Source organism: Holdemanella sp. MSK.7.32, assembly GCF_024460475.1.
Classification (GTDB): domain Bacteria; phylum Bacillota_I; class Bacilli_A; order Erysipelotrichales; family Erysipelotrichaceae; genus Holdemanella.
On the sequence record NZ_JANFYN010000035.1, the window covers coordinates 1 to 24,290 of the forward strand.

25 protein-coding genes and 2 pseudogenes are annotated in these 24,290 nt (G+C 35.1%); 9 read left to right on the top strand and 18 right to left on the bottom strand.

The window, feature by feature from the left end:
* Positions 1 to 279 precede the first annotated feature (279 nt).
* Positions 280 to 1,179, top strand: a complete 900-nt coding sequence (locus NE544_RS08565) for a calcium/sodium antiporter (protein WP_256269039.1) — start codon at positions 280 to 282, stop codon at positions 1,177 to 1,179.
* On the opposite strand, the gene mscL is transcribed toward NE544_RS08565, so the two are convergent.
* The 8 genes from mscL to NE544_RS08605 all read right to left on the bottom strand — a co-directional run bounded on the left by mscL (position 1,160) and on the right by NE544_RS08605 (position 10,066).
* Positions 1,160 to 1,462: a large conductance mechanosensitive channel protein MscL gene (gene mscL / locus NE544_RS08570; RefSeq protein WP_256269057.1), complete on the bottom strand. Its 303-nt coding sequence runs from the start codon at positions 1,460 to 1,462 to the stop codon at positions 1,160 to 1,162. The genes NE544_RS08565 and mscL overlap by 20 nt on opposite strands.
* On the bottom strand, positions 1,444 to 1,539 hold the full coding sequence (locus tag NE544_RS08575; RefSeq protein ID WP_256269040.1) for an MscL family protein: 96 nt from the start codon (positions 1,537 to 1,539) through the stop codon (positions 1,444 to 1,446). The genes mscL and NE544_RS08575 overlap by 19 nt, the downstream gene beginning before the upstream one ends.
* The gene (locus tag NE544_RS08580; RefSeq protein ID WP_256269041.1) at positions 1,540 to 2,751 is read right to left on the bottom strand and encodes a dicarboxylate/amino acid:cation symporter; all 1,212 of its coding nucleotides are present in this window, start codon (positions 2,749 to 2,751) and stop codon (positions 1,540 to 1,542) included.
* Between the two features lie 82 nt (positions 2,752 to 2,833).
* Complete coding sequence (locus NE544_RS08585; RefSeq protein ID WP_256269042.1) at positions 2,834 to 7,147, bottom strand: PolC-type DNA polymerase III; 4,314 nt, start codon at positions 7,145 to 7,147, stop codon at positions 2,834 to 2,836.
* A 1-nt stretch (position 7,148) separates the two neighbouring features.
* The gene (gene rnc, locus NE544_RS08590) at positions 7,149 to 7,832 is read right to left on the bottom strand and encodes a ribonuclease III (RefSeq protein ID WP_117924560.1); all 684 of its coding nucleotides are present in this window, start codon (positions 7,830 to 7,832) and stop codon (positions 7,149 to 7,151) included.
* Between the two features lies 1 nt (position 7,833).
* Complete coding sequence (coaD, locus tag NE544_RS08595) at positions 7,834 to 8,310, bottom strand: pantetheine-phosphate adenylyltransferase (RefSeq protein WP_256269043.1); 477 nt, start codon at positions 8,308 to 8,310, stop codon at positions 7,834 to 7,836.
* Entirely contained in the window at positions 8,307 to 8,861 is a 555-nt protein-coding gene (gene rsmD / locus NE544_RS08600) for a 16S rRNA (guanine(966)-N(2))-methyltransferase RsmD (protein WP_118114672.1), read from the bottom strand. The genes coaD and rsmD overlap by 4 nt, the downstream gene beginning before the upstream one ends.
* A complete protein-coding gene (locus tag NE544_RS08605) occupies positions 8,858 to 10,066 on the bottom strand; it encodes an FtsW/RodA/SpoVE family cell cycle protein (RefSeq protein WP_256269044.1) in 1,209 nt (402 codons plus the stop codon). The genes rsmD and NE544_RS08605 overlap by 4 nt, the downstream gene beginning before the upstream one ends.
* Before the next feature lie 97 nt (positions 10,067 to 10,163).
* Between NE544_RS08605 and def the strand changes: the two genes are divergently transcribed.
* The 3 genes from def (at position 10,164) to NE544_RS08620 (ending at position 13,475) form a co-directional block, all read left to right on the top strand.
* Positions 10,164 to 10,715 carry a peptide deformylase gene (gene def / locus NE544_RS08610; protein ID WP_117571533.1) on the top strand — a complete coding sequence of 184 codons (552 nt, stop codon included), beginning with the start codon at positions 10,164 to 10,166 and terminating at the stop codon, positions 10,713 to 10,715.
* 74 nt (positions 10,716 to 10,789) lie between these two features.
* Positions 10,790 to 12,601 (top strand): ribonuclease J, encoded by a 1,812-nt coding sequence (locus NE544_RS08615; RefSeq protein ID WP_118114675.1) that lies wholly within the window; start codon positions 10,790 to 10,792, stop codon positions 12,599 to 12,601.
* A 34-nt stretch (positions 12,602 to 12,635) separates the two neighbouring features.
* Positions 12,636 to 13,475 carry a metallophosphoesterase gene (locus tag NE544_RS08620; protein ID WP_256269045.1) on the top strand — a complete coding sequence of 280 codons (840 nt, stop codon included), beginning with the start codon at positions 12,636 to 12,638 and terminating at the stop codon, positions 13,473 to 13,475.
* Between the two features lie 21 nt (positions 13,476 to 13,496).
* Here the strand turns inward: NE544_RS08620 and NE544_RS08625 are convergent, their stop codons facing one another.
* The 5 genes from NE544_RS08625 to NE544_RS08645 form a co-directional block, all read right to left on the bottom strand.
* Positions 13,497 to 13,619 carry a hypothetical protein gene (locus NE544_RS08625; protein WP_255466296.1) on the bottom strand — a complete coding sequence of 41 codons (123 nt, stop codon included), beginning with the start codon at positions 13,617 to 13,619 and terminating at the stop codon, positions 13,497 to 13,499.
* Between the two features lie 61 nt (positions 13,620 to 13,680).
* Positions 13,681 to 14,208 (bottom strand): class I SAM-dependent methyltransferase, encoded by a 528-nt coding sequence (locus NE544_RS08630; protein WP_256269046.1) that lies wholly within the window; start codon positions 14,206 to 14,208, stop codon positions 13,681 to 13,683.
* The gene (locus tag NE544_RS08635; protein WP_256269047.1) at positions 14,205 to 14,732 is read right to left on the bottom strand and encodes a macro domain-containing protein; all 528 of its coding nucleotides are present in this window, start codon (positions 14,730 to 14,732) and stop codon (positions 14,205 to 14,207) included. Before NE544_RS08635 ends, NE544_RS08630 begins: the two co-directional genes overlap by 4 nt.
* Positions 14,729 to 15,610 carry a DNA recombination protein RmuC gene (rmuC, locus tag NE544_RS08640; RefSeq protein WP_256269048.1) on the bottom strand — a complete coding sequence of 294 codons (882 nt, stop codon included), beginning with the start codon at positions 15,608 to 15,610 and terminating at the stop codon, positions 14,729 to 14,731. Before rmuC ends, NE544_RS08635 begins: the two co-directional genes overlap by 4 nt.
* Before the next feature lie 85 nt (positions 15,611 to 15,695).
* Complete coding sequence (locus NE544_RS08645) at positions 15,696 to 16,445, bottom strand: creatininase family protein (RefSeq protein ID WP_117924576.1); 750 nt, start codon at positions 16,443 to 16,445, stop codon at positions 15,696 to 15,698.
* A gap of 56 nt (positions 16,446 to 16,501) precedes the next feature.
* Here NE544_RS08645 and NE544_RS08650 point away from each other — a divergent pair, with 56 nt between their 5' ends.
* The 5 genes from NE544_RS08650 (at position 16,502) to NE544_RS08670 (ending at position 20,416) form a co-directional block, all read left to right on the top strand.
* Positions 16,502 to 17,008, top strand: a complete 507-nt coding sequence (locus tag NE544_RS08650; RefSeq protein ID WP_256269049.1) for a phosphatase PAP2 family protein — start codon at positions 16,502 to 16,504, stop codon at positions 17,006 to 17,008.
* Positions 17,009 to 17,086: 78 nt separating this feature from the next.
* Positions 17,087 to 18,010 (top strand): alpha/beta fold hydrolase, encoded by a 924-nt coding sequence (locus NE544_RS08655; RefSeq protein ID WP_256269050.1) that lies wholly within the window; start codon positions 17,087 to 17,089, stop codon positions 18,008 to 18,010.
* A gap of 43 nt (positions 18,011 to 18,053) precedes the next feature.
* On the top strand, positions 18,054 to 18,530 hold the full coding sequence (locus NE544_RS08660) for a pyridoxamine 5'-phosphate oxidase family protein (RefSeq protein WP_118114682.1): 477 nt from the start codon (positions 18,054 to 18,056) through the stop codon (positions 18,528 to 18,530).
* Positions 18,531 to 18,585: 55 nt separating this feature from the next.
* On the top strand, positions 18,586 to 19,590 hold the full coding sequence (locus tag NE544_RS08665) for a hypothetical protein (RefSeq protein WP_256269051.1): 1,005 nt from the start codon (positions 18,586 to 18,588) through the stop codon (positions 19,588 to 19,590).
* 4 nt (positions 19,591 to 19,594) lie between these two features.
* Complete coding sequence (locus tag NE544_RS08670) at positions 19,595 to 20,416, top strand: hypothetical protein (RefSeq protein ID WP_256269052.1); 822 nt, start codon at positions 19,595 to 19,597, stop codon at positions 20,414 to 20,416.
* A gap of 79 nt (positions 20,417 to 20,495) precedes the next feature.
* On the opposite strand, the pseudogene NE544_RS12320 reads toward NE544_RS08670, so the two are convergent.
* The 5 genes and pseudogenes from NE544_RS12320 to NE544_RS08700 all read right to left on the bottom strand — a co-directional run.
* Positions 20,496 to 21,461 (bottom strand): annotated as a pseudogene (locus NE544_RS12320) (ammonium transporter); the annotation flags it as partial.
* Positions 21,462 to 21,656: 195 nt separating this feature from the next.
* Positions 21,657 to 23,216 carry a hypothetical protein gene (locus tag NE544_RS08685; RefSeq protein WP_256269053.1) on the bottom strand — a complete coding sequence of 520 codons (1,560 nt, stop codon included), beginning with the start codon at positions 23,214 to 23,216 and terminating at the stop codon, positions 21,657 to 21,659.
* Positions 23,185 to 23,607, bottom strand: coding sequence for an IS200/IS605 family transposase (gene tnpA / locus NE544_RS08690; protein WP_256269054.1), 423 nt, complete (start codon positions 23,605 to 23,607; stop codon positions 23,185 to 23,187). The genes NE544_RS08685 and tnpA overlap by 32 nt, the downstream gene beginning before the upstream one ends.
* Positions 23,597 to 23,785 (bottom strand): hypothetical protein, encoded by a 189-nt coding sequence (locus NE544_RS08695; protein ID WP_256269055.1) that lies wholly within the window; start codon positions 23,783 to 23,785, stop codon positions 23,597 to 23,599. The genes tnpA and NE544_RS08695 overlap by 11 nt, the downstream gene beginning before the upstream one ends.
* 110 nt (positions 23,786 to 23,895) lie before the next feature.
* Positions 23,896 to 24,087, bottom strand: a pseudogene (locus NE544_RS08700) (ammonium transporter); the annotation flags it as partial.
* Between the last annotated feature and the right edge of the window lie 203 nt (positions 24,088 to 24,290).

Genomic DNA, 24,290 nt, shown 5'->3' on the forward strand with positions numbered 1-24,290 from the left:
GTCTTTTGATTTATTCATGTGATTTCATCACCCCTATCTCATATACGAAATAAATGGAGGTTTCTCTAGAAAAGTTGCATTTGTTAAGATATTTTTACAATTAAATATAGAATTTTTTGAACAAAATATGTATAATAAGCCCATAAAGGGAGTAGCCTGCACATATATGTGTTTACAGCTTCGTCAATACGATATTAAATCCGGACTGTGATGAAATGGCAAGACTTTGGTACATAAGACCAGAGCCTTTTTATTTTATCTGGTCCAGGAGGAAAACATATGAACATAATTTTATTAGTATTAGGATTTATTCTACTACTAAAAGGAGCCGATTGGTTTGTCGATGGATCAAGCAGTATCGCATCACGCTTTGGCATACCCCAACTGATTATTGGACTTACTATCGTTGCGATGGGAACGAGTCTACCAGAAGCCTTTGTTTCTATTACTGCTGCTTTAAAATCGAATGCTGCCATCACAATTGGAAATGTTGTTGGAAGTAACATTCTAAATGTTGGAATCATTCTTGGCATTACAGCACTCATTCGTCCATTACATATTCAAAATAGTACAATCAAATATGAAATGCCATTTATGATGCTTGTAACACTAGTACTCATTCTACAAGGCATAAACAATACTATTTCACGCTTTGACGGTATTATCTTATGGTTATTCTTCCTTGGTTACTTATACTACATTTTCAGAATGACAAAAAATCAAACCGAAGAAGCAGAAATCAAAAAGACAAACCCATTATTTATTCCACTCGGACTTGTATGTTTAATGATTGGAAGTAACTTTGCGGTAGATGCAGCCACAAACATTGCCATTTCACTAGGTGTTAGCCAAAGATTTATCGGACTAACCATTGTTGCCTTAGGAACATCTTTACCTGAACTTGTCACTTCGGTAACGGCTGCCAAAAAAGGCAATGCCGATATTGCGATTGGAAACATCATTGGATCGAATATCTTTAATATCCTATTTGTCGTAGGTTCTAGTGCACTTATTACTCAAGTACCTTTTGAGCCTAACTTTATCATCGATTCCTTTGTCGCAATATTGATTGGTCTTGTCCTTTATATTTGCACTAAAAAAACAAGAGTACTCGACAAAAAAGCCGGCATACTCTTGTTGATCACATATTCAATTTACTTTATTTATCTTCTTTACTAGTCTTCAACAAATCACGAATCTCTTCTAATAAGACAACAGTGTCATCTTTTTTAGGTTCTTCCTGATCAAGTTGATCATTCGTTGTCTTTTTAAAATGCGCCAAAAACTGCAACATTGCAAAGATGCATGCCGCAACAATTAAAAAGTCCACAACATTTTGAATAAAATTACCATACGTAATTGTAGCTGTGCCTACTTGAATTTTCAAAACTGTAAAATCAAGTTCACCAATCAAAATACCCACAATCGGCATCAATATATCATTTACCAAGGAAGTAACGATTTTCCCACAGCCATATCCATGACATTTCCCTTGGCAATAAACTCTTTAAATTCACTGATTGTTTTATTTGGCTTCATTTATTTCTTCTTATCAAAATGCAAAGTTTGTTTCAAAACAGTAGAACAAGCCAAGTCACCAATGACATTCACACAAGTAGCTCCCATGTCACACAAAGTATTTACCGAAATATAAACACCCAAGATTTGATTTGTTGGAATTCCTGCAATTGGACACAATGCCGCAAAAGCAGCAATCGCACCACCGGGAACGCCTGGAGTACCAATACTTAACAATACGTTACAAGCAAGTACTGTAACCATTGTTCCAATACTTAAATCAATACCAAGTGCAGTCGCAAAGAATGTAATCATAAATGACATCAAAATCGAAACAGCATCCATATTGATTGTTGCACCCAAAGGTAAAGTTAAAGATGTGATTTCTTCAGGAATACCAATCTTTTCTGAAGCACACTTTAATGAAATGGGAATCGTAGCACTACTTGAACAAGTTCCAAACGCATTCAATCCTGCTGGTGCAATATCTTTAAAAAATTGAATTGGATTATATTTTCCAAAGAATTTGACCATACCACCATAAATAATAAACGCATATAAATAGAACGTAATATACAACGCCAATAATACCTGTCCTAATTGAAGCATTGTATCCACACCATTTGAATACATAACTGTAGCGATACATGCGAATACTCCAAATGGAGTCACATACATGATCTTACTTATAATAAAAATAGAAATTTGATAAATCGAATCACACAAATTAATAAATGGATCCGCCTTTTCCTGAATAGCCAAACATGCAAGTCCAATAATCACGGCAAACGCAAGAACTTGAAGCATATTTCCCGTTGCGAAAGCCTCTACTGGATTCGATGGAATAATATTCTGTAACGTATCCAACAACCCATTAAATGTCGCAGCCTCCACTTGTGTTTTTGTAGCAACAATATGCGCATTCTTACCCAAATGTAACATGCGAGGCAAAACCAAACCTAAACCCGAAGCTAAAGCTGTTGTACCTGTATACCATAATAAGGCATGTAAACCTACCTTACCCGTTTTGGCAATATCCCCAATGCCAATGATTCCCATCACTAAACTTGTGAATACAAGTGGGAAAATCATCATTTTTAATGCCGACATATATATGGAAGCAACAACGCTCAATGCGGTATTTGCCCATTCCGGCATAATAATTCCAACAATAACACCTGCAATCAAGCCAATGAAAATACCAAGTGTTATATTATATCCTTTCTTTTTCATAACTCTCCTCCAATAATGTAAATATTTTACCATATAACTACATATATGTAAAAATTTACAAATACGCTAAAAAAGACACTGCCTAAAACAGTGTCATTTGATTTTCTTCATCCAATCCCTCTAAAGCATTCATATCCGCTAACTTTTCAACTAAAGTCTTTGAAAGTTGTGTACGCTTCAATACATCTTCCTTAGATAGAAATGGTTTTTCTTCTCTAGCCTTAACGACAGACAAACCTACGTTTGAACCCAAGCCATCAATACTTGTGAAAGGCGGAATAATTGCTTTTGGATCATCTGGATCCACAATAAATTCGGTGGCTGCACTACGATTAATACTAATATTCGAGAATCTAAAACCACGCAAAACCATCTCTAAAGCAAGTTCTAACGTATCATAAATAGCTAACTCTTTATCACTTGGTTTTTGTGTTTTATCCTCTTTCATATGTTTGATATCCGCCATTCTTTGGCGAATGGCAGCCTCACCCTGAATCATGGTCTGCACATCATAAGCATCACAACGAATACTAAAATACATACAATAATAATGTACTGGCATATGCACTTTAAACCACGCAATACGCACAGCCATCATAACATAGGCAACCGCATGGGCTTTAGGGAACATGTACTTAATTTTTGTACAAGAATCAATAAACCATTCTGGTACATTGTTCGCCTTCATTTCGGTAACCCACTCATCTTTTAAACCTTTACCCTTACGAACACTTTCCATGATCGTAAATGATAATTTTGGTTTAACACCATACCCCATCAAATCAACCATGATATCGTCACGACAACCAATAACTTCATTCAACTTACAAGTACCATTATCAATTAGATCTTTGGCATTTCCCAACCAAACATCGGTACCATGAGACAAACCAGAAATTGTGACTAATTCCGCAAACGTTGTCGGCTTTGTAAGTTCAAGAATACCACGAACAAATGGTGTACCAAACTCAGGAATACCCGCTGCTCCTGTAACTTCATTATATTTTGTCGTATCGATTTTTAGTGATTCGGTTGTCGAGAATATAGCCATGGTCGCCTGATCATTCATAGGAATCTGACGAACATTTACCCCCGTTATTCTCTCCAACATTTTCATAGCCGTAGGATCGACATGACCTAAAATATCAAATTTTAAGATATTATCATGAATCTGATGGAAATCGAAGTGTGTTGTTTTCCAAGTCGCATTTGGATTGTTTGCAGGATATTGTACAGGCGTAAAATCATGCACATCCATATCCAATGGCACAACGACAATACCACCCGGATGCTGACCCGTTGTTCTTTTTACACCTTCACAACCCTTAGCCAAATCTACACGCTTTGCCTCATTAAAAGGCTCACACTCCATCTCTTCTTCATATCCTTTGACATAACCATACGCCGTCTTCTCCTGAACCGTACCTACAGTACCTGCTCTAAAGACGTGATCATCTCCAAATACTTCTTTTGTATAGGCATGGGCATTCGGTTGATATTCACCTGAAAAGTTCAAATCGATATCGGGAACTTTATCCCCCTCAAAACCTAAGAATGTTTCAAACGGAATATCCTGACCATCTCCACGCATGATTTCACCACAAACCGGACACACCTTATCCGGCAAATCAAAGCCAGACTTAGCTTCATCCCCCTCTAAAAACTCATAGTGCTGACAATTTTTACATACATAGTGAGGTGTTAATGGGTTTACCTCCGTAATATTGGACATTGTCGCAACAAAACTAGATCCTACAGATCCACGCGAACCTACAAGATATCCATCATCATTACTCTTCTTAACAAGTAAGTGTGAAATATAATATACTACATAGTAACCATGACCAATAATACTATCTAACTCACGAGTTAAACGTTTCTCTACAATGTCTGGCAAATCATTTCCATACCATTGGTGAGCTGTTTCAAAACAAATATCACGCAGCTTTTGGTCAGACCCCTCAATGTCAGGTGGATACAACTTATCTTTGATTGGAAAGATAGGCTCTGTTAATAACTTCAATTTATTTGTGTTTTCCACAACAACCTCATATGCTACATCTTCACCCATCCATTCAAATGCCTTCAACATCTCATCCGTCGTCAACAAATGCTGATTTGGATTGCTCGTAGCTTTACGCGCTTGTTTATTATAAATATATAGAGGATGTCTAGCATTACCAATTGCCTTGGCATTAATATATACATCACGAAGACGTTTCTCATTAGGATTCACATAGTGTGCATCACTTGAAGCAATCACCATCTTACCCGCTTCTTTTGCGGTATCATAGATAAACTGCAAATACCACTTCAAATCATCCACATCTGTAATGCTTCCACGATCCAATAAATTTTTATAACAATCTAATGGCTGTAACTCAATGTAGTCATAATAGCCCATAGCTTCCAATAATTCTTTTTTACTTCGCGTATGCGCCAATTCAAAAATTTCACCATTCTGACAAGAAGAACCAATTAATAAGTTGCCGTTATCCCACTTCTTTGAGATTTCCTCCTTAATAATACGAGGCTGACCATTTTCTTTACCCATACTCACCAAATATTGTGTATGTGATAAAGTAATCAATTCAAACAATTCTTTTAAGCCATCCTTATTCTTTGCGAATACCGTCATATGATATGGACGATTTCTCTCATATGGTTTTTTCGAAGCGTATTTCTCACATCCACTTTCCATATCAACTAATGTATCTAAAGTAGCTTCATGTCCTAATTGATTCATCATATTATACATGACTTGTGAAAGTACATCCGCATCATAGTCGGCACGATGCGCACCTTCACCATCATAACTCACACGATAATGACGACATACACTTCCTAGATTAAATCGCTTTTGATCATCCGGAAGCATCGCATACGATAGTGGCAATGTATCAATCACAGGATTTGTCAGTTCATCACGACCTGTTTTTCTGCAAGCTGCATTCATAAAGCCAACATCAAACGTTGCGTTATGCGCTACTAAAATAGAATCTCCAATAAATTCTAACAACTCATCTAAAGCATCTTCAATAGGTTTTGCACGATCTACATCATTTTGTGTAATATGCGTTAAATTTGAAATGTGGGCTGGAATCGCACGCTTTGGATTAATGAACATCTGTAAACGTCCAACCTCTTCACGATTTTTGATCTTAACCCCACCAAATTCAATAATTTCATCACGCGTATTCGAAAGACCCGTTGTTTCCAAGTCAAACACGACAAATGTTGCATCTTCAAGTTTGCGATGATCATTATTATATACAATATGATATTTAGAATCTGCCACAAGCATTTCACAACCATACAACATTTTAAATTCACGATTCGGATCTTGTTTGACCAAAGCCTCAATCTTATGTTGTGCCATTGGAAATGCCTGTACGACCTGGTGATCACACACACCGATAGAATCCATACCCCAGTCATAGGCAGTCTGAATAAATTCTTCGATTGCACAAACACCATCCATTTCTGAAAAATTAGAATGAACATGCCATTCTGTTCTTTTTACTTTCGCATGATCTTCTCTTATCTTTTCCTTTGTGATTTCTAATTTACGAACCATAAACGAGTCGCACTTTGAGAATGAATCATAAACAACTTCACCCGTTAATACAACGTGCATGCCTTTTTTTACCGCTTGAATCTCTTCAATGGGACATCTTGCCCCTTCAAAACGTTTTGCAACGATCGCATCATCATAATCACTGATATACAACATCTGCAAAGTTTTACCACTCTTCATAACACGATTATCAATATCGAAAATATGTCCTTCAATTTGAACATTTGAATAGCCCACTCGTAAATCTGCAATCTTATATGTTGTAGCTGATTCCTTCTTATAGCTGTTTGAAGAAGGATACTGCTTCTTTACTGGCTCTTGTTTCACAACTGGTGCACTCACTTGAACCTTTGCCGTTTCAATTTCAATATCATCCTCAACTTTTTTACACACAATTTCCTGCGTAATCCCTACATCCTCTAACTTTTCCATTAATGAAGGTAAAGCCAAATTTAAAGCCGCAAGACGAGACTCATCGCGCGTAGAAAAACAGATTGTATCATTTTCTAAATAAGGATGTAGAAAGCGAAAATCCTTCACATCATTATATTTTTCCACAAAATAATTTACATAACGATCCAGTTCATCCATTTCAATAACGCAATTCTTTGTGTGCATATGCAACTTTACATGAGCATGCAAAGAAAGCTGAAGCTTAGTAATGATCTGTTCATAAATTTCCAAAGGAATTACATTCTCAAATTCAATGTAAAAATCAACCATTTTATGCGCTGTATGAAATACAGGATTCTCATAAAAAGTCGCATTTTTAAAATACGCATATAATTCCGGATCTAGTAATTTCTCAAATACTTCCATTTTATTTTGCCATCTTTTCAAAAGCATCTTTAGCTGCTTTTTGTTCCGCCTTTTTCTTTGTGCTGCTCGTTCCCTGACCTAATAAAATATCATCTAAATACACACCCATTGTGAAGGTAGGTGCATTGCTTGGACCTTTTTCTTCTAATAATTTATATTGAATCGTCTTTCTAGAATCTGCCTGAATCACCTCTTGTAAATGTGTTTTATAGTCTGTAACAGCCTCACTCTTTTCTTGTTTAAATACTGGCTTCATATATTTTGTCAAAATCTCGTCACAAACAGCATACCCCTGATCAATATAGATAGCTCCAATACAAGCTTCAAATTGATCGGCCAAAATACTTTCTCTATGGCGTCCACCCGTTTTTTCTTCACCAACACCTAGACGCAAGAATTCATACCATCCAAGTTGTCTATTCAATACGGCTAGTGTAGATTCGCATACTGTCTGTGCACGAAGTGTTGTCATTTGTCCTTCACGCATTTTGGGTTCCATCAAAAATAATTGTGTGGCACTCCAAATCTGTAAAACAGAATCTCCCATAAATTCTAAGCGCTCATTGTCTCCCATTTCACGATGATGTTCATTGGCATACGAAGAGTGTGTACAAGCTTCTAGATAAATATCTTCATCTTTATATTGATATCCATTTGCCTTTAACCAATCAATAAACTTTTCCATTTTATTCTTCTCCTTTTTTAAGATCTTCTAATACACAAGCAGGAACAAATCCCGAAATGTCCTGACCATATTTAAATAGTTCTCTTACGTTTGAACTTGAATACAAACTATATTCAGGACGAGTAAATAAACATACTGTCTCAATGTCCTCATTCAATCTTGCGTTCATAAACGCCATGTTTTGCTCGTATGTACAATCCACACCATTACGAATTCCACGTACCAGCACAGTCACATTCACACTTTTGCATGCCTCGACAACTAATCCCGACTGAATCTTGCATGTTACGTTTGACAAGTGCTTCGTTGATTCATTCAACCATTTTAATCTTTTTTCCTCTGTAAACTCATTATTTTTATCTGAGTTTGGCGAAATAAAGACCACTAATTGATCAAACAACTTACTTGCTCTTTCAATAATATCTAAATGACCATAAGTAACTGGGTCAAATGTTCCGCAAAATGCTGCTATTTTCATTCTTCATTCTCCTCTTTTTGATAATAAGAAATACGCGTAATGCCATATGTCTTCTCTTTATATTTTATGAATGAAGCTATTTTTTCTGGCCACACCTCTTCTTGCAGGCTTTCCACCACAATAACTCCATCTGATTTTACAATATCTAAATCCTCTAATTTTTGAATCAACTTTTCATTTTCTTGTTTCGCATAAGGAGGATCAATATAAACTACATCATACTTTAAAGTCAAACGCTCCAATACACTAAAAATATTTCCACAAATGATTTTGGTCTCTTTTTCTGCCTTTAAACTCTTTACATTCTCTTTAATGACAGAAATGGCCCCTTTATTATTGTCCACCAAAGTCGCATGTTCCATTCCGCGACTCACAGCTTCTAAACCCATATTTCCAGTTCCACTGTAACAATCTAAAAAGTTGCCACCATCAAACATGTTTCCCAAACTTGAGAAGATGGCTCCTTTAATTTTATCTTGTGTTGGTCTAGTCGCATCATTTTTAGGACTTTTTAATGATCTAGACCCATATTTTCCCGCTACAATTCTCATGATAATCGATCCATCTCCCTTCTTCGAATTGCACAAATGCAGTTTTGTGCCAATCCCATTGTCAACATAACTGAAATCAAGCTTGTACCTCCACTACTTATAAATAGTAGGGGTACTCCGGTAAAAGGAATCAGGCTGGCCACACCACCAGCATTCAAAAAGAAGTGCATAAATAGATAAACGCCCGCGCCACCCAATATAATTTTGTACATATTCTCACTTGTTTTAAAGGCATAATAAAATAAGCGAAATTCAATAATTCCATACAGAATAACCAATCCAAACAAACCAAAGATACCTGTTTCTTCAATCAATACAGCCAAAATATAGTCATTATCAGCCTGTGTTAAATAACCATATTTACGTGCCGAGTTTCCAATGCCTTTTCCAACAATATTCGAGCTTGCGATTCCATACAAAGAATTGGCTGGTTGATATCCATCCCCATAAACATCGTTATATGGATCTTTGAAGTTTTCAACACGCACCGCAATATGTGCAAATGACGTATGTTTTAAGATTTCATTTCCTATATTTGTAAATCCAAATAAAACAACGCCAAAAACAATTCCTCCATAAATAAGTACTTTTAATACGCGTTGTGTATGTTGTAAAACAGGATATTTTGGAATCATGATACAAGATATAAAGATAAATCCAATGATAACAGCGGTTCCTGTATCTTTTTGCAAAAGCACAATGATACATATACAAATAAATGCGGCCCACGCCCTTTTAAAGAGTCTACCCTTTTCCTTTAACATAATTGATTTCTTTTTTGCACGATACAAGCATGTCGCACAAATAATCAGCAATAATGGTTTTGCGAATTCACTTGGCTGCAAAGATATACCGGCAATCTGAATCCAGGCATGGCTTCCTCCAATTTCTGGAAACGCAAATGGAAGTATCATTATGAACAAACAAAGTGGAACAATACACCATTCTATTTTTGAATACCATCGAAAACGAAAAAAACGATTCATAAACCACATGGCAATATATCCACATATGCAAAATATACTTTGTTTGACAATTACTTTTGGGACAATGTTAGGGGCATATGTCGTTTTTCCTACATTGGTTGAAACAATCGTAAATGTTCCAATCAACAAAAGAAGCGCCACCGCCCAATTGATATACTTATCACACTTTGGATCCAATGCGAAAAATGATAATTTCCCCTTCTTTTTTTGTTCGGACATGTAAATCCCCCCATCATAAATTCTATTTTAGCATATTTTCAAAAATCATTTGTCAATAATTCGAAAATGCTATAGAATGTTTGCGAGGATGATTACTATGAAAATAACAAGCAAAGATATTATATTGGATACAGACGAAAGAATTCGTATGCAAAGTGAACCTGTTCAATTGCCTTTATCAAATGAGGATCGGGAACTTTTACAGGCCATGTTAGATTATGTGCGCAATTCACAAGATGATGAAATTGCCGAAGCCGAAGGTTTACAGCCAGCCGTTGGTATTGCAGCTGTACAAGTTGGTGTTTTAAAACAAATGATTGCGGTTGTGATTCCTTATGAAGATGGTGTAGATGAAGTTGCACTAGTCAATCCTAAAATCATTTCCGAATCCGTGCAAAACGCATATTTAGATAATGGAGAAGGTTGTTTATCCGTAAAAGGCGAACACCCAGGACATGTTTTCCGTCATGCAAGAATTAAAGTTCGTGGTTATGATTTGATTCAAGATAAAAATGTAACAATTTCAGCTGAAGGATATTTCGCAATTTGCCTTCAACACGAAATCGATCACTTATCAGGTACTCTTTTCTACGATCATATTGATGCCAATAATCCATGGAAAAGTGATGATGAGGCAGAAGTCATTTAAGCTTCTGCTTTTTTAAATCGCGTAGCTTTGCTATAATAACAATAGAGTCATTAAATTATAGAAAGAGGTCGAATATGCCAAAAGCACAAGAACAAGCGTTTGGGCATGCATCGAACAAAAAACCATATCATGCAAAAAATCACGTTGAAAAAGGTGATACTTTGATTTACGCCCTAGGGGGATTAGGCGAAGTCGGTAAAAATATGTATTGCTACGAACACGAAAATGAAATCTGTATCGTAGATTGTGGCGTTTTGTTTCCAGGTGATGAACTATTAGGCGTTGACTATGTAATTCCTGATTATCATCATTTGATTCGCATGAACAAAAAAAGAAAGTTTTTAGTAATTACCCATGGTCACGAGGATCATATTGGAGGAATTCCATTCTTACTAAAACAAGTCCAAATTGATGCTATCTATGCACCTCGTTTTGCGAAGGCTTTGATTCTTAAAAAGTTAAGTGAACATAAAGGACTAGAAAAAACAAAAATTATAGAAATTGATGAAAACTCAAGTATCTCAACAAAATACTTTAAAGTTGGTTTCTTCAATACCATCCACTCTATCCCCGATTCTTTAGGTGTACATATCACATGTCCTAATGGATCTATTGTCCACACAGGTGACTTCAAATTTGACTTAACTCCTGTTGGAACAAATGCAGACTACCAGAAAATGGCATTTATTGGTGTCACAAAACCAGACTTATTAATGTCAGATTCTACAAACTCTGGAGTTGAAGACTTTTCTATTTCAGAAAGAAAAGTTGCCAATGAAATCCAGGACATTATGCGTAAGACAAAACAGCGTTTAATTGTTGCGACATTCGCATCCAACGTACATCGTGTTGCCCAAATCATTGAAGCTGCTACTAAATTTGGTAGAAAAGTCATTGTATTTGGTCGAAGTATGGAAAATGTTGTCGATATCGGACGAAAGATGGGAACAATCAAAGTTAAAAATTCAGACTTCTTAAGTCCTGAAGAATTAGCTTATACACCAGATGATAAAGTTTGTATTATTTGTACAGGAAGTCAGGGTGAACCTTTGGCTGCCCTATCAAGGATTGCGAATGGTACACACCGCTTTATTCACTTAAAACCTGGAGATACAATCGTATTCTCAAGTAATCCAATTCCAGGAAACCAATCCAGTGTCAATCGTGTTATTGATAACTTATTTAGATCGGGTGCTACAGTATTGACAAAATCCATCTTAAATAACTTGCATACAACGGGACATGCTTCTAAAGAAGAACAAAAACTAATGTTACAGTTAGTTCGTCCAACCTATTTTATGCCAATTCATGGTGAATATAAGATGTTGATGCAACACCGTCAAACCGCAATGGAAACAGGTATTCCTAAAGAGAATATCTTTGTATGCGCAAATGGAGATATTTTAATTTTAAGAGATCACAAAGTACTACAAAGTGACTGGCGATACCAAGGTGACGATATTTATGTCGATGGAAATGATATTTCCGGATTATCCACTGCTGTTTTAAAAGATCGTCGAATCTTAGCTGATAATGGATTAGTTGCCGTTATCTTAGCTATCGATTCAAAAGAAAACAAAATCTTAATGCGACCCGTCATCGTATCACGTGGATTTGTCTTCATTAAAGATTCACAGGGATTGATCAAAGAAGCTGAATATATTGTGAATAATTCTCTTCAGGAAAAGATGAAAGAAAAAACCACTTTCTCTGAAATCAAAAACTGTGTACGCTCTACATTAGAACCATTCTTATACAAGAAGACGCATCGAAACCCAATTGTAATTCCAGTTATCTTGAATTCAAAACAAACAATGGAAGAACTTCAAAAAAATCGTAAGAACAATTTCCATGCAAGAAAACCAAGAGCAACAAAGGCATCCTAGTGATGTCTTTTCTATTTTATGATAAAATAGTTTCATGACAAAGTTACAGAAACAAATGTTTATCATCATTGCCATATTATTTGCGATCGTATTAAGTATGCTAGGATCTTTGAAAATCGCAAAAAATGTTGAGCCCGATCAATTGAGTGTACAATATAAAACATTGAAAGATGAAAAGATTCCATCCTCAATGAATGATGTATCCATTGTTTATTTTACGGATGTGCAATATGGTGAATTTGAAAATAAAAAAAGAGCCGATAAACTCTTTAATAAAATTGAACATTTAGATCCAGACATTCTGATTTTTGGCGGCGATCTATTTGATGAAACCTGTCAGATGGGTCAAGAAGACATAGATTATATCACCAATAAATTATCTAAGATGCATGCTCCACTAGGTAAATTTTGTGTCTTAGGCGAAAAGGATGATGCAAACAACGACGTAGTTCGTTCCATTTTAAATCAGGCACAATTTGAAATATTAGAAAACGAAACAATTCTTCTTACAAACAAAAAAGAGGAAGGCATTACATTAAGTGCATTATCAAATATTCCAGATCTAAGTAAAATTTCAACGTCAGACAAACAATACAATCTGCTCATCACTCACATGCCAGATACACTGACTAATGAAGAATTATCCACAAAATCAATATCCCTAGCATTATGTGGACATTCTCATGGCAATCAAATCACATTCCCTATTTTTGGTGGATATAAATCGATAGATGGGGCAAAATCATTGAATCGTTCCCACGCAAAACGTCTTGCCTTTCCATACATCATTTCATCCGGTGTAGGATGCACACACGTAAATCTTCGTTTTATGGCAAAACCAGAAATCTATTATTTCATGCTACAAAGTAAATAAGAGGCTTATTAAATCAGCCTCTTATTCTTTTTTCTTTAGACATTGAATTAGAAGTTCATTGTTCTTTTTGATTTCATCTTTAATAGAAGCTAATTCTAACAAGATGAATACTAAGATTATTATGATAAAGATAGTTAGAAACATGCGTGTCACTCCTTTTCTCTAGGATATCTCTACTCAAATTTTATCATAATAATACGGATTTTTATCTTCTTTTCTCTATTAATAATACGTATGGACAATGATCCACCAATAAGTTTTGTATTTTCTGTACCTGAATCGATGTTTGTGTTTTTAAAAACTCTTCCATACATTTAGCTTCTTCCTGTCCCGATTCATGTGGATACATCACAAGTGCCATTCTTCCTTTTACTTTTAAAAGTTTTAGAGCTTGTCTGACTGCACTTACACTTGAAGAAGCGTGGGTTGTGATGTCATGATTTCCTTGAGGAAAATACCCAAAATTAAAAATGATCGCATCCATTTCTTCATGAATATATTCTTCCATATGTTCATGTCCAACATTATAGAAACAAGTTTTTTGATCATCCAATCGTTCTTTTGTACTTTCAAAAACATCTCTTTGAATTTCGAAGCCATATACTTTATGTACATTTTGCGACAAAAAGAAATCTGTATCTTTTCCCTGTCCTAATGTCGCATCCACACATATTGCTTGTTTATGAAGAACTGGCTTTAAAAATTCATGGGATACATCAACCATGGATTTCATCGTAGTCTTAATGCCTCTTTATATAACATATAATCTTCGGTTTTATCACACACAAAACATACATGAATAACCTTTGTCTCAGGAAACTTATTCATTAATCGTTTTACGGTTTGAATCGCAATTACACAAGCCTCATGATTTGGATATGCATTGATACCTGTAGAAATACATGGAAAGGCAATATTGATCGATTCCATATCATTTTTTCGCATATAATCATACGCCAATGCCATACTATTCCAATAACAAGCGGCCAAATATTCATCTTCATTATGAGCGCCATCTATATAACGAGGTCCACACGTATGAATAACTGCTTTACATGGCAAATTAAAAGATTCTGTCATCTTAGCTTTTCCTACTTCTAAACCATTTAAAGCCTGACAAGCCTTCATCATTTCACTTCCAGCCTGATGAAATATCTGTGCGCTCACTCCTTGCATTGGTAAAACTTGTTGATTGGTTGGATCCACAATCAAATCAAAATCCAATAATGATATATTTCCCTTTAATGTACTAATCATTCGTCTTCTCCCATCTTAGTCATTCGACTTGATAATTTTTGTGCAGAAATAGAAACCGTATGGAATTGTGTTGCCAAAGTTTCCAAGGTCTTTTCTGCCTTTATACTTCTTTCTACAAGACGATTCGCATCTTCTTGAAGCAATAATATATTTCTTTCTATCTCTTCCATATGACTTGTCCTATAAAAATCTTTTGTACTTGATAATAAGGTCATCACTTCTGCCACAAGTGTCGTTGGTGAAACTAACATCACATGTTTTTGAAGGGCATATGTGAATAAATCATCGCATTTCGCACATACAAATTGATAAATTGCTTCACTAGGCACAAACAATAAAGCATAAGGCATAGTATCCATATTAATATATTTATTTGCCACATCATCAATATGTTTTTTCATATTCATCTTAAAAGGCCTTAGATATGTATCCATATCTTCCTGAAGATTCATATAATTTTCCATAGGAAATTTTGAATCAATACACAACACTTTATTCGTGTCTGGTAAATGAAAGGCACAATCCGCAATCTTTCCATTTGGCAAAGTATACTGCATCGAATAGATAGATGGATTTTGACCACAATATACACTTAGAAGCATATCCAATTGATATTCTCCCCAGTTTCCTCTAAGTTTTGTGTTTGTCATGACCATATTCATACGATATAAATACTCTTCCATTTGATTCAAACTCACCTTTGAAGTAGCCTGATTCTTTTGAACATCCTGTACTTGTTTTAAAAGATATTCAAAATTCTTTTGAAGAATCAAAGAATCCGAATTCGAAGAAACACTTTCCTTTGATTTATTTTGCATCAACAAAACAATCAAGCATACAATCACAACGCATAATAATATTAAGATAATGATTTCCATTAAAACCTCCATACGAAAAGAAAAGAGACAAAAAATATTTGTCCCCTATTTGTACGTTTATTATAGTTCAACTCGAAATGAATTACTACATCTTTTGAAATTCTTTCATATATTCCACAAGAAAATCAGCCGTTGCTTCCACCATTTCTTTACCCCATTCATACGTTGCATATTTAGGATGATCCTTGCCAAACCAGCCATTATCACTGCTTAAGCGATTGCTTCTAGGAACTGGAATATCCACGCCTTTAAAGTTTACGGTTTGTGCATTGGAAGCTGTTAATTGAGGTGTAAACTGATTTAAATTTGAATCTTCAATCTTATCCTTTTGAACTAAACTTTCATCCACATACAACATAGCTGCCGTTTCCTGACCTGCACCATGGCCTCCGGCCCATTCTGGATTGATTTTTCCAGCAATAGTCCACCAGTCAAAAATTGTACCCACAGCTCCCTTCTTATATAAATGACGACATACTTTACTTAATGCATGTGTGTTTCCTCCATGTCCATTTAAGAACACAAAATGTCGAGCACCACAATCATATAGTCGATCACTGATTCTTTTCATAACCATTTCTAATAAATCACTACCAATTGAAATTGTACCCGTGTATTCTGTATGAAAATCGGCATCCCCATAAGGTAAGGTTGGGCAAATCAATACATCACTTTGTTTTTCAATTAGTTCTAAAATCTTATTAGGAATCATAGTATCGGTTCCTAATGGATTGTGGATTCCATGATTTTCGGTACTTCCCGTTGTAAGTATCACCATATCATGATCCTTAAAATATTCTTCGCAATCTTTCCAACTCATTCTTTCAAGTCGCATAACTTCACTTCCTATCTTTATATATGTATAATACTCCTATCGAAAGGAAAATTCCTATGGATATTCAAATTTTATTATTTATACAAGAAAACCTTCGTCACTACATACTCACACCTTTCTTCACCTTGATCACAAACGAATACTTTTTATATATTCTTCTAGGAATCGTATTGATTTATATGTTCAAGAAAAATGAAGATACTAGAAGACTCGCAAAAGAAACAATTATTGCGTTTTTGATTTGCACTATATTATTCGTTGTATTAAAGCTCATATTCCAAAGGCCAAGACCCTTTGATGCGTTTAATGAACTTATTCCATTAATAGATAAACCATCCGATTATTCGTTTCCATCTGGACATACGGCATCTGCCTTTATTTGTGCCTTTATGGTGTATGATGGCCTACCCAAAAAATACAGTATTCTAGTTATGATACTTGCCATCCTTGTCGCCTTTTCTAGACTCTATGTAGGCGTCCATTATCCAACGGATATTCTTGCTGGCATTGTGCTTGCGTACATTGTTTATAAATTTATGAAAAAGACTATGTCAACTAAATGACATAGTTTTTTTATGGGAGTATAATAAAAAAAGATATAAACTGAGTTAACATTACGCAAAAAAAAGGAGGATTATTGTATGTTACACGAAGTATCTTTCACATCTTATAATGAACGCGATCAAGTGCAAGCTTGGATTTATGTTCCTGCATGTAAGCCGAATGGAATCGTTCAATTAATTCATGGATTTGGCGAACACTCAAGACGCTATATCCATATGATTTCGGCTTTTCTAGATGCTGGTTATATTGTAGCCGCTGATGATCATGTAGGTCATGGAAAAACCGCAATGGTGAATAATGTCTGGGGTGACTGGGGAGATAAAGGATGTCACACCATGATGGAAGATGAACACACATTAAAGAAAATTGTATGTGAGAAATATCCAAACTTGCCTTACTTCTTATTTGGTCACAGTATGGGTTCATTTATCACAAGAGATTTTATCGCAAAATACGGAAATGAATTAAATGGTGCAACAATTTGTGGTACAACAGGCATTTTCCGTGGTGCTAAAGAAGTTAAAGAAAAATTGAAAGAAATCATTGATGCAGGCCACGGTGAAGAGTCGGATCCAAATATTGTAGGCTCACTTATGGGCTGGATGTGCGAACGTTGTGGTGAAGTTCAAATTGGAAATGAATGGATTTGCCATGATCCATATGTACAAAAGGACCATGCACAAGATCCTTTTGATGCCTTCACAAGACCTACTAGCAATCGTTCTATTTATGATTTTATCCAAATGATGCTTACAATTGAAGGAACTCAATGGGCCAAAAAAGTACCTAAAAAATTACCTATTTACAATATTGCTGGTGATCAAGATCCAGTTGGCGAATATGGTCTAGGAGTATGTCAAGTCAGTAACTGGCTTGTAGAAACTGGACATCATGTCACAACTAAATTATATTCTGGCTATCGTCGTGAAATTCATAATTATGCAGAAATCAAAAATGAAGTGGAAGCCGGAATTATTGAATTTATGAATTCAAATTTATAAGGGTGTAATTCAATTTACACCTTTTTCATTAAAGGAGATACCTATGTTTAAGACAATGCGAAGATTCAAACAACAATTAAGCCAAGAAAAATGTATAGAGATACTTACCAATGAACCTCATGGCGTATTATCTTTAATCAGTGATACGGGATATCCCTATGGTTTTCCTATCACACATTGGTACGATGAAGAAAACGGACACATCTATTTTCATGGAGCAAAAGAAGGACATAAAATGGATTGTTTAAAACAATGTGATAAGGCAAGCTTTTGTGTCATGGATAAAGGTTTTAAAAAAGATGGTGAATGGGCCGTTCATTATCAGAGTGTGATTGTGTTTGGAAAAATCAAAATGGTAAATGATCCAGATAAAGTCAAAGAAATATGTACGCAACTCTGCCTAAAATTTACCAATGATCAAAATTATATTGATCATGAATTAAAATATTCCGGACCTAGTGTACAATGTTTTGAACTCATCCCTGATTATATATCTGGAAAAATCATTAAGGAATCTTAATTGAGTTTAGCATGCAGTAATGTTACTATTAATACAATAAAGTTGAGGAATTATTATGGCAACACCAGCAACACTAGAACAATGGAAAGAACTCTATGATTTAGCTATTGAAATCACAAAATTAAAGCCTTGGAACTCATATTGGGACATGGATTTAATTGCGGTAGAAACAAAGAAAAATGAAGAGCCAAACTTCGTATCCATTATGGGTAAAAGTGGAACCTGCACAGGTATCAGTGTTTATCGAGGCATGGAAGGTTATAGTGATTTTTGTCAAATCTGCAATGACGACTATAATGTACCTGCAACGTTTGTGATGTCCGATCAAAACTGCATTACTTGTTATTGGGGAAATCGTGTTGAAATCGATGATGAAATGTATTCAATTATCAAACAATTAGGTCTTCGTTTTCGTGGCAATGGAAACTGGATTTATTTTAAAACTTTTGAAAAGAAAAGTTTTCCAAGCCTTCCAAACTATGGTGAAATCAAAATGTTGATTGAAACCTATAAAGGATTGGTTGAAACATTAAAACATGAAGATTATCAAGAGTCCATCTTTGCAGGAGGAGATATTCTCTACACACAAAAAGATGAAGATGGAAATTGGTTCTCTTATACTGTACCTAGGCCTATGGAACCAGAACGTTATAATACGATTCTTGTCAATGATTCAAATCTAATTGATTATTTTAAAAATATAAAGGATGGAGATTTAGAACTTGCGATTGATATGGATTATATGATGGTTCCCACAAATGATGAAGGTTTTGAAAGGCCCATCAATCCATTAGCCTATATAGTATTTGATTTAAGAAATAACCAAATTTTACACTTTGATTTAATTCATCCAGATCAAGAAGATTATGAAGTCATTATGAATAATTTTTTGGGTGCCATTGAACATTTTGGTAAGCCTAAACATGTATATGTCAGAAATCCATATATTCTAAATTGGCTTGATTTTATTTGTGAGAAATTAGATATTCCTCTAGTTAAAGATAATTTGGAAGAAATCGATGATATTTTTAATATGTTAAAACATATGGATATGGAGTAATGAAATGAAAAAGGAACTACAAAAACAAATGGATTCCATGATGAATATGACAATGGAAGCCATCACAAACAACAAGAAATTAGAACCTGCATTAAATGAATTATTCAAATATGCACCACAAGACGAAAAATATCAATTCATCTTACTTCATGAAATCGCCAATCAATATCTACATGAATTATTAGATATTGATTCTGAATTCCACGATTATTCTTTTGAAGAAGGTATAAAGATTTGTATAGAAGAAAAAACGGACTATTTAAAGGAAAGATTTCAAATTTGTACCATTCAATTTCAATTGGACGACATCACAAGAACCATCACATTCCCTAAAAGACTTCCATTAGCGGATATGACATATTTTGTGATGTCAAGCTTAGACATTGTATGCAGCTACGATTTCATGATCAATTGTGAAGGCATTGATTATTCTACTGAAGAAATGCAGATTTGTTCCATTGCCGATTTATGTTTAGAAAAAAATGATATGTTCTTACTATCCTTCTTCGATTCTGAAACAGACGAATTCTACCCTGTAACTGGAAAACTCATCAAGGAAGAGCTGAATAAAAAAGAAATGGAATTGGAACGCATTCAAATTATTGAAACTCAAAATGAAGGACCTTGGGTAGAAGAAAACGAACACCGTACTTTAGAAGAACAAAATGATCAATTGGTTTCTGGATTCTTCTTTAATAAGATGTTCTATGAAAGGCCCGATTTATTTGAAGAATTAGAAAATGGTAAAGACATCGAAGAATTACTTTTCCAAATGATTGATGAAGAATTAAATGATGATGTCTTAGATACAGACTTATTAAACTAAAAAGGATCGATTTACGATCCTTTTCCTTTGGCTTGTAACGAATAAGAGAAAAGAGCAATTTTACAAGCCAAGATATATATTAATCTTCATATTTTAATGCATCTTTACCACGAGCTCCTGTTGAGATACGAACAACATCCGCAACATCGTAGACAAAGATTTTTCCATCCCCAATATTTCCAGTATACAATGCCTTTTTAGCTGCCTTAACAACATCTGCTACAGGCACTTCACTCACAACAACTTCAACTTTTAATTTAGGAAGCAATTCCATATTTACTTTAGCACCACGATAATAGCTTGTCTGACCCTTTTGCACACCACAACCAGATACTTTCGTAACCGTCATACCACCAATACCAATTTCATTCAATGCAGCCTTGATCTTATCAAATTTCTCAGCCTTAGTGATGATGACAACCTTGGAAATAGAACCATCACTATGAATAACTTTTGTAGGTACGGCATCATCCAATTCTACACTTGGAGTGTAGCTAGAATCTTGAATTGTTTCTAAATAATCACCAGGAACATCGGCTTCTAAGGCAAAACCAGCATATGCACTTTCCAATCCATGTTCCATTTTATCAAGGCCCACAATTTCTTCATGTGCACTTACACGTAATCCAACAGTCTTTTTAATAATGTAGAAAGTAATAAACATAGTTACAGCAGTCCATGCACCAATTGCCAATAAGCCTAATAATTGAACACCTAATAAATGGAATCCACCGCCATAGAATAATCCTTGTGCTTCAGGCATTGTATCTGTACCACAAGCAAATAATCCAACACAGATTGTTCCTAATAAACCATTTCCAAAGTGTACGGCAACAGCTCCTACTGGATCATCTACTTTTAATTTATAATCCAACAACCATACAATGAAACAAACCATACATCCAGATAAGATACCAATCACAAATGATCCAAATACGTTTACGGCATCACATCCTGCAGTAATCGCCACTAAACCTGCCAATGAACCATTTAAACACATCGCAACATCTGGTTTTCCATATTTAATCCAAGTAATCAACCTGACCACTCCTCACCGCAAGCAGTGAGGGTTCTGAACTGACAACATTTTGCAGCAATCGTACATTATTTTCAAACTTTGGATTCCTGTCTTTCTGTTGGAGCAGTGAACTCTACAATCAAGCACTACATTTAGCACATTAGCGATTGTTTTCTGTATCTCTACATGGAAGTATAGTCAATCTCCCATTTTAACATTTATTTAATTTACTCTTATTCCACTGTTCATGACTTTGATCTGATTCATTTGGATATATTCAATCGTTTCATTTTGGTTTTTATACTGTTTCTCAAATTCATGAATACACTTATTCTTATCGATTTTGTTTGTATTTAGATCAATGCAGTACAAAAGAAAGGACGAATATAGATCTCTTTGTACCATTGTTCCATCTTGCAGTTTATACATTCTTTGTGACAACGATTTTTTGATGTATTCATCACTCGTATGATCATATTGACTTGCCTTATAATCATTTGGCACTTCAACATAGATTCTAAACTTCCTTTTAGCCTGACTCTGAAAATAGCCTGGACATCTATTTTTTATAGATCTTCCAAATCTTTTCTTTCGCTTTCCAGTTTTAGCTTTCTTCTGAAGTTTCTTGGCATTCTTTGGCTCTGTCACAAAAACATCCCCTAAGCTTCTTAATTCATTCACATCTTCATTGATAGCTAAATGTCGATTGGTCGCATTGATTCTGCATAGCTCTGTATGTTTTGTTCTCAATTTTTTATAGCGATTCGAGTATGTCCACGTCTTCCTTCCTTTTTTGATAGTTCCATCCTCATTGTAGTTGTCTGGATTCATTGCTCTACGGCTCCTATCCATTGCACGATAGATCCGTCTTTCTTTTCGTTCATTGACTTCAATACAACTTCCTCTTTCCGCAAGATTCTTTAAACCTGCTTTTGTTTCTGTTGTATACGCAATTGTCTGAGTTCCAATATCACATCCAACAATGCCTTTTCCTTTGTTGTGTTTCACATTGCCAAAACGATCCTGTTTTGGTTTAGATACACCTTTGATTGTGATATGTACATAGACTCTTAACTTGCCACGAATCTTTTTACATACAAGACTCACGTAACAAGGTCTGTATGTCGAAATACAAATGTTGGTTTCTTTATATGTATTTGCCGCTATAGAATCCATGAATTCTGCATGCTTCAAATAATACAGTATGGCATCCACTTCCTCTTGTTCATAGCGGTCTTTGATTTTTACACCAAACTCAATATCCTTGAATTTGAAATTCATTTGTTTCATTATGATTCCACGATTGATTTGTTTAGCACGAATACATGGAAGATCTCCACGCTTTTTAAAATGAATCGTTTCTCCATCCGAATAAAGACATTTTTCGATTCCACGAAATACATCCTCCGCTTTCGTTAGTGCAAATACGGCATCGATTCCATATTTCTTTCCAATAGGAACCATTGAAGTTCTGCAGTAATCCCATGTTACATCATACTGTTTCTGCATTTCCTTCATCTGATCACATACATCTTTTAATGCCTTCTTATTATCGGCATCCTTATATTTCTTATAAAGACTTTTTAGCTTGCGATACCTTTTCGTACGAACAAGCTGATCATATCTTTTTTTCATGATTCCAGTCAGCTCATTACCAGCTTTACGAACCAAATCGGCATAATGAAAAATCTGACACTTTTCTACATAAGTCAGATTCGTTTCCAATACTAATACATGTCTATCTGAACATCTACGATAGGCTTTCAATTCGGGTTGTATCATCTTTCTGCTCCTCGATATATTTCTTGATTGCAGCTTCACTGATATGCCCTACAGAAGATATAAAATATCCATTTGACCATAATTTTCCACATCTCGCATAGAATCTCTTCAATTCCGGATACGCCTTGAACAATTGGATTGCACTCATAGATTTCAATGTTCGAACAACATCACAAGGTGCAGTCGTTACAGGACAGTCTACAAAAATATGTATATGGTCAGGCATGACCTCTAAAGCTTTTATAATATATCCATACGCATCACAAACTTCAGAAAGGATCTTCTTCAAGGTTTCATCCATACCATCACGTCTGAACTTTGGACACCATATAATATGATACTGAACTAAATACTTACAATGAGAAGCACGATGATAATTCTCATTCTTCATGATCATTCACATCTTTTAACTGATACTTTTCCTGAATACCTCTACGCATCAGATCCAGAAAAGTGATCGTTTTACCTTCTTCAACCGAATAGATTCTGGCAAGATTTTCCAGTTCTTTTTTCCATTCACCAGGAATGGCAATATTGATCTGAACATTGTTTGTTCTAGGTCTACCCATGATATCAACTCCGAACCATTTATACATATATTATATATTTTTAATACGAATTAAACAATACAAAAAGTGGCTTTCATCTTTACAGCAAGCTATGGAGTTTTCGCTACTTAATTATAACCAATAATCAAGAATGCGACAGTTCCTAAACAGAAATCCATTAAGTTTTTCATAATGATATTACCGGCATTCTTGGCTCTTGTAAATCCAGCTTCAACCATCGCAAATCCGGCCTGCATAAAGAATACAAATGCAGCTCCGATTAGGTACCATATTCCAAATACCTCTGTTAAAATCTTCTCCATAATATTCCCTGGTATATTGTAAATGACCCATCTAGCTGGTCATTTACAACATACTTCTCCTTTCTTTCAACCTTTAATAACCGTGGTTGTAGACGGTGTTGTTAATTTGTAAAATTGAATATGTGAATGTGGATTTGTATATTTATACCCTGTAGCTTGACTACTTTGGGGAGGTTCTTACCACACCTTATTCCAAAACAGTG

Bases quoted from the DNA above. Each gene is read 5' to 3' on its own strand.
- NE544_RS08565 (WP_256269039.1), top strand. From the start codon at position 280: ATGAACATAATTTTATTAGTATTAGGATTTATTCTACTACTAAAAGGA.
- NE544_RS08575 (WP_256269040.1), bottom strand. From the start codon at position 1,539: ATGAAGCCAAATAAAACAATCAGTGAATTTAAAGAGTTTATTGCCAAG.
- NE544_RS08580 (WP_256269041.1), bottom strand. From the start codon at position 2,751: ATGAAAAAGAAAGGATATAATATAACACTTGGTATTTTCATTGGCTTG.
- NE544_RS08585 (WP_256269042.1), bottom strand. From the start codon at position 7,147: ATGGAAGTATTTGAGAAATTACTAGATCCGGAATTATATGCGTATTTT.
- rnc (WP_117924560.1), bottom strand. From the start codon at position 7,832: ATGGAAAAGTTTATTGATTGGTTAAAGGCAAATGGATATCAATATAAA.
- coaD (WP_256269043.1), bottom strand. From the start codon at position 8,310: ATGAAAATAGCAGCATTTTGCGGAACATTTGACCCAGTTACTTATGGT.
- rsmD (WP_118114672.1), bottom strand. From the start codon at position 8,861: ATGAGAATTGTAGCGGGAAAATATGGGTCTAGATCATTAAAAAGTCCT.
- NE544_RS08605 (WP_256269044.1), bottom strand. From the start codon at position 10,066: ATGTCCGAACAAAAAAAGAAGGGGAAATTATCATTTTTCGCATTGGAT.
- def (WP_117571533.1), top strand. From the start codon at position 10,164: ATGAAAATAACAAGCAAAGATATTATATTGGATACAGACGAAAGAATT.
- NE544_RS08615 (WP_118114675.1), top strand. From the start codon at position 10,790: ATGCCAAAAGCACAAGAACAAGCGTTTGGGCATGCATCGAACAAAAAA.
- NE544_RS08620 (WP_256269045.1), top strand. From the start codon at position 12,636: ATGACAAAGTTACAGAAACAAATGTTTATCATCATTGCCATATTATTT.
- NE544_RS08625 (WP_255466296.1), bottom strand. From the start codon at position 13,619: ATGTTTCTAACTATCTTTATCATAATAATCTTAGTATTCATCTTGTTA.
- NE544_RS08630 (WP_256269046.1), bottom strand. From the start codon at position 14,208: ATGAAATCCATGGTTGATGTATCCCATGAATTTTTAAAGCCAGTTCTT.
- NE544_RS08635 (WP_256269047.1), bottom strand. From the start codon at position 14,732: ATGATTAGTACATTAAAGGGAAATATATCATTATTGGATTTTGATTTG.
- rmuC (WP_256269048.1), bottom strand. From the start codon at position 15,610: ATGGAAATCATTATCTTAATATTATTATGCGTTGTGATTGTATGCTTG.
- NE544_RS08645 (WP_117924576.1), bottom strand. From the start codon at position 16,445: ATGCGACTTGAAAGAATGAGTTGGAAAGATTGCGAAGAATATTTTAAG.
- NE544_RS08650 (WP_256269049.1), top strand. From the start codon at position 16,502: ATGGATATTCAAATTTTATTATTTATACAAGAAAACCTTCGTCACTAC.
- NE544_RS08655 (WP_256269050.1), top strand. From the start codon at position 17,087: ATGTTACACGAAGTATCTTTCACATCTTATAATGAACGCGATCAAGTG.
- NE544_RS08660 (WP_118114682.1), top strand. From the start codon at position 18,054: ATGTTTAAGACAATGCGAAGATTCAAACAACAATTAAGCCAAGAAAAA.
- NE544_RS08665 (WP_256269051.1), top strand. From the start codon at position 18,586: ATGGCAACACCAGCAACACTAGAACAATGGAAAGAACTCTATGATTTA.
- NE544_RS08670 (WP_256269052.1), top strand. From the start codon at position 19,595: ATGAAAAAGGAACTACAAAAACAAATGGATTCCATGATGAATATGACA.
- NE544_RS08685 (WP_256269053.1), bottom strand. From the start codon at position 23,216: ATGATACAACCCGAATTGAAAGCCTATCGTAGATGTTCAGATAGACAT.
- tnpA (WP_256269054.1), bottom strand. From the start codon at position 23,607: ATGAAGAATGAGAATTATCATCGTGCTTCTCATTGTAAGTATTTAGTT.
- NE544_RS08695 (WP_256269055.1), bottom strand. From the start codon at position 23,785: ATGGGTAGACCTAGAACAAACAATGTTCAGATCAATATTGCCATTCCT.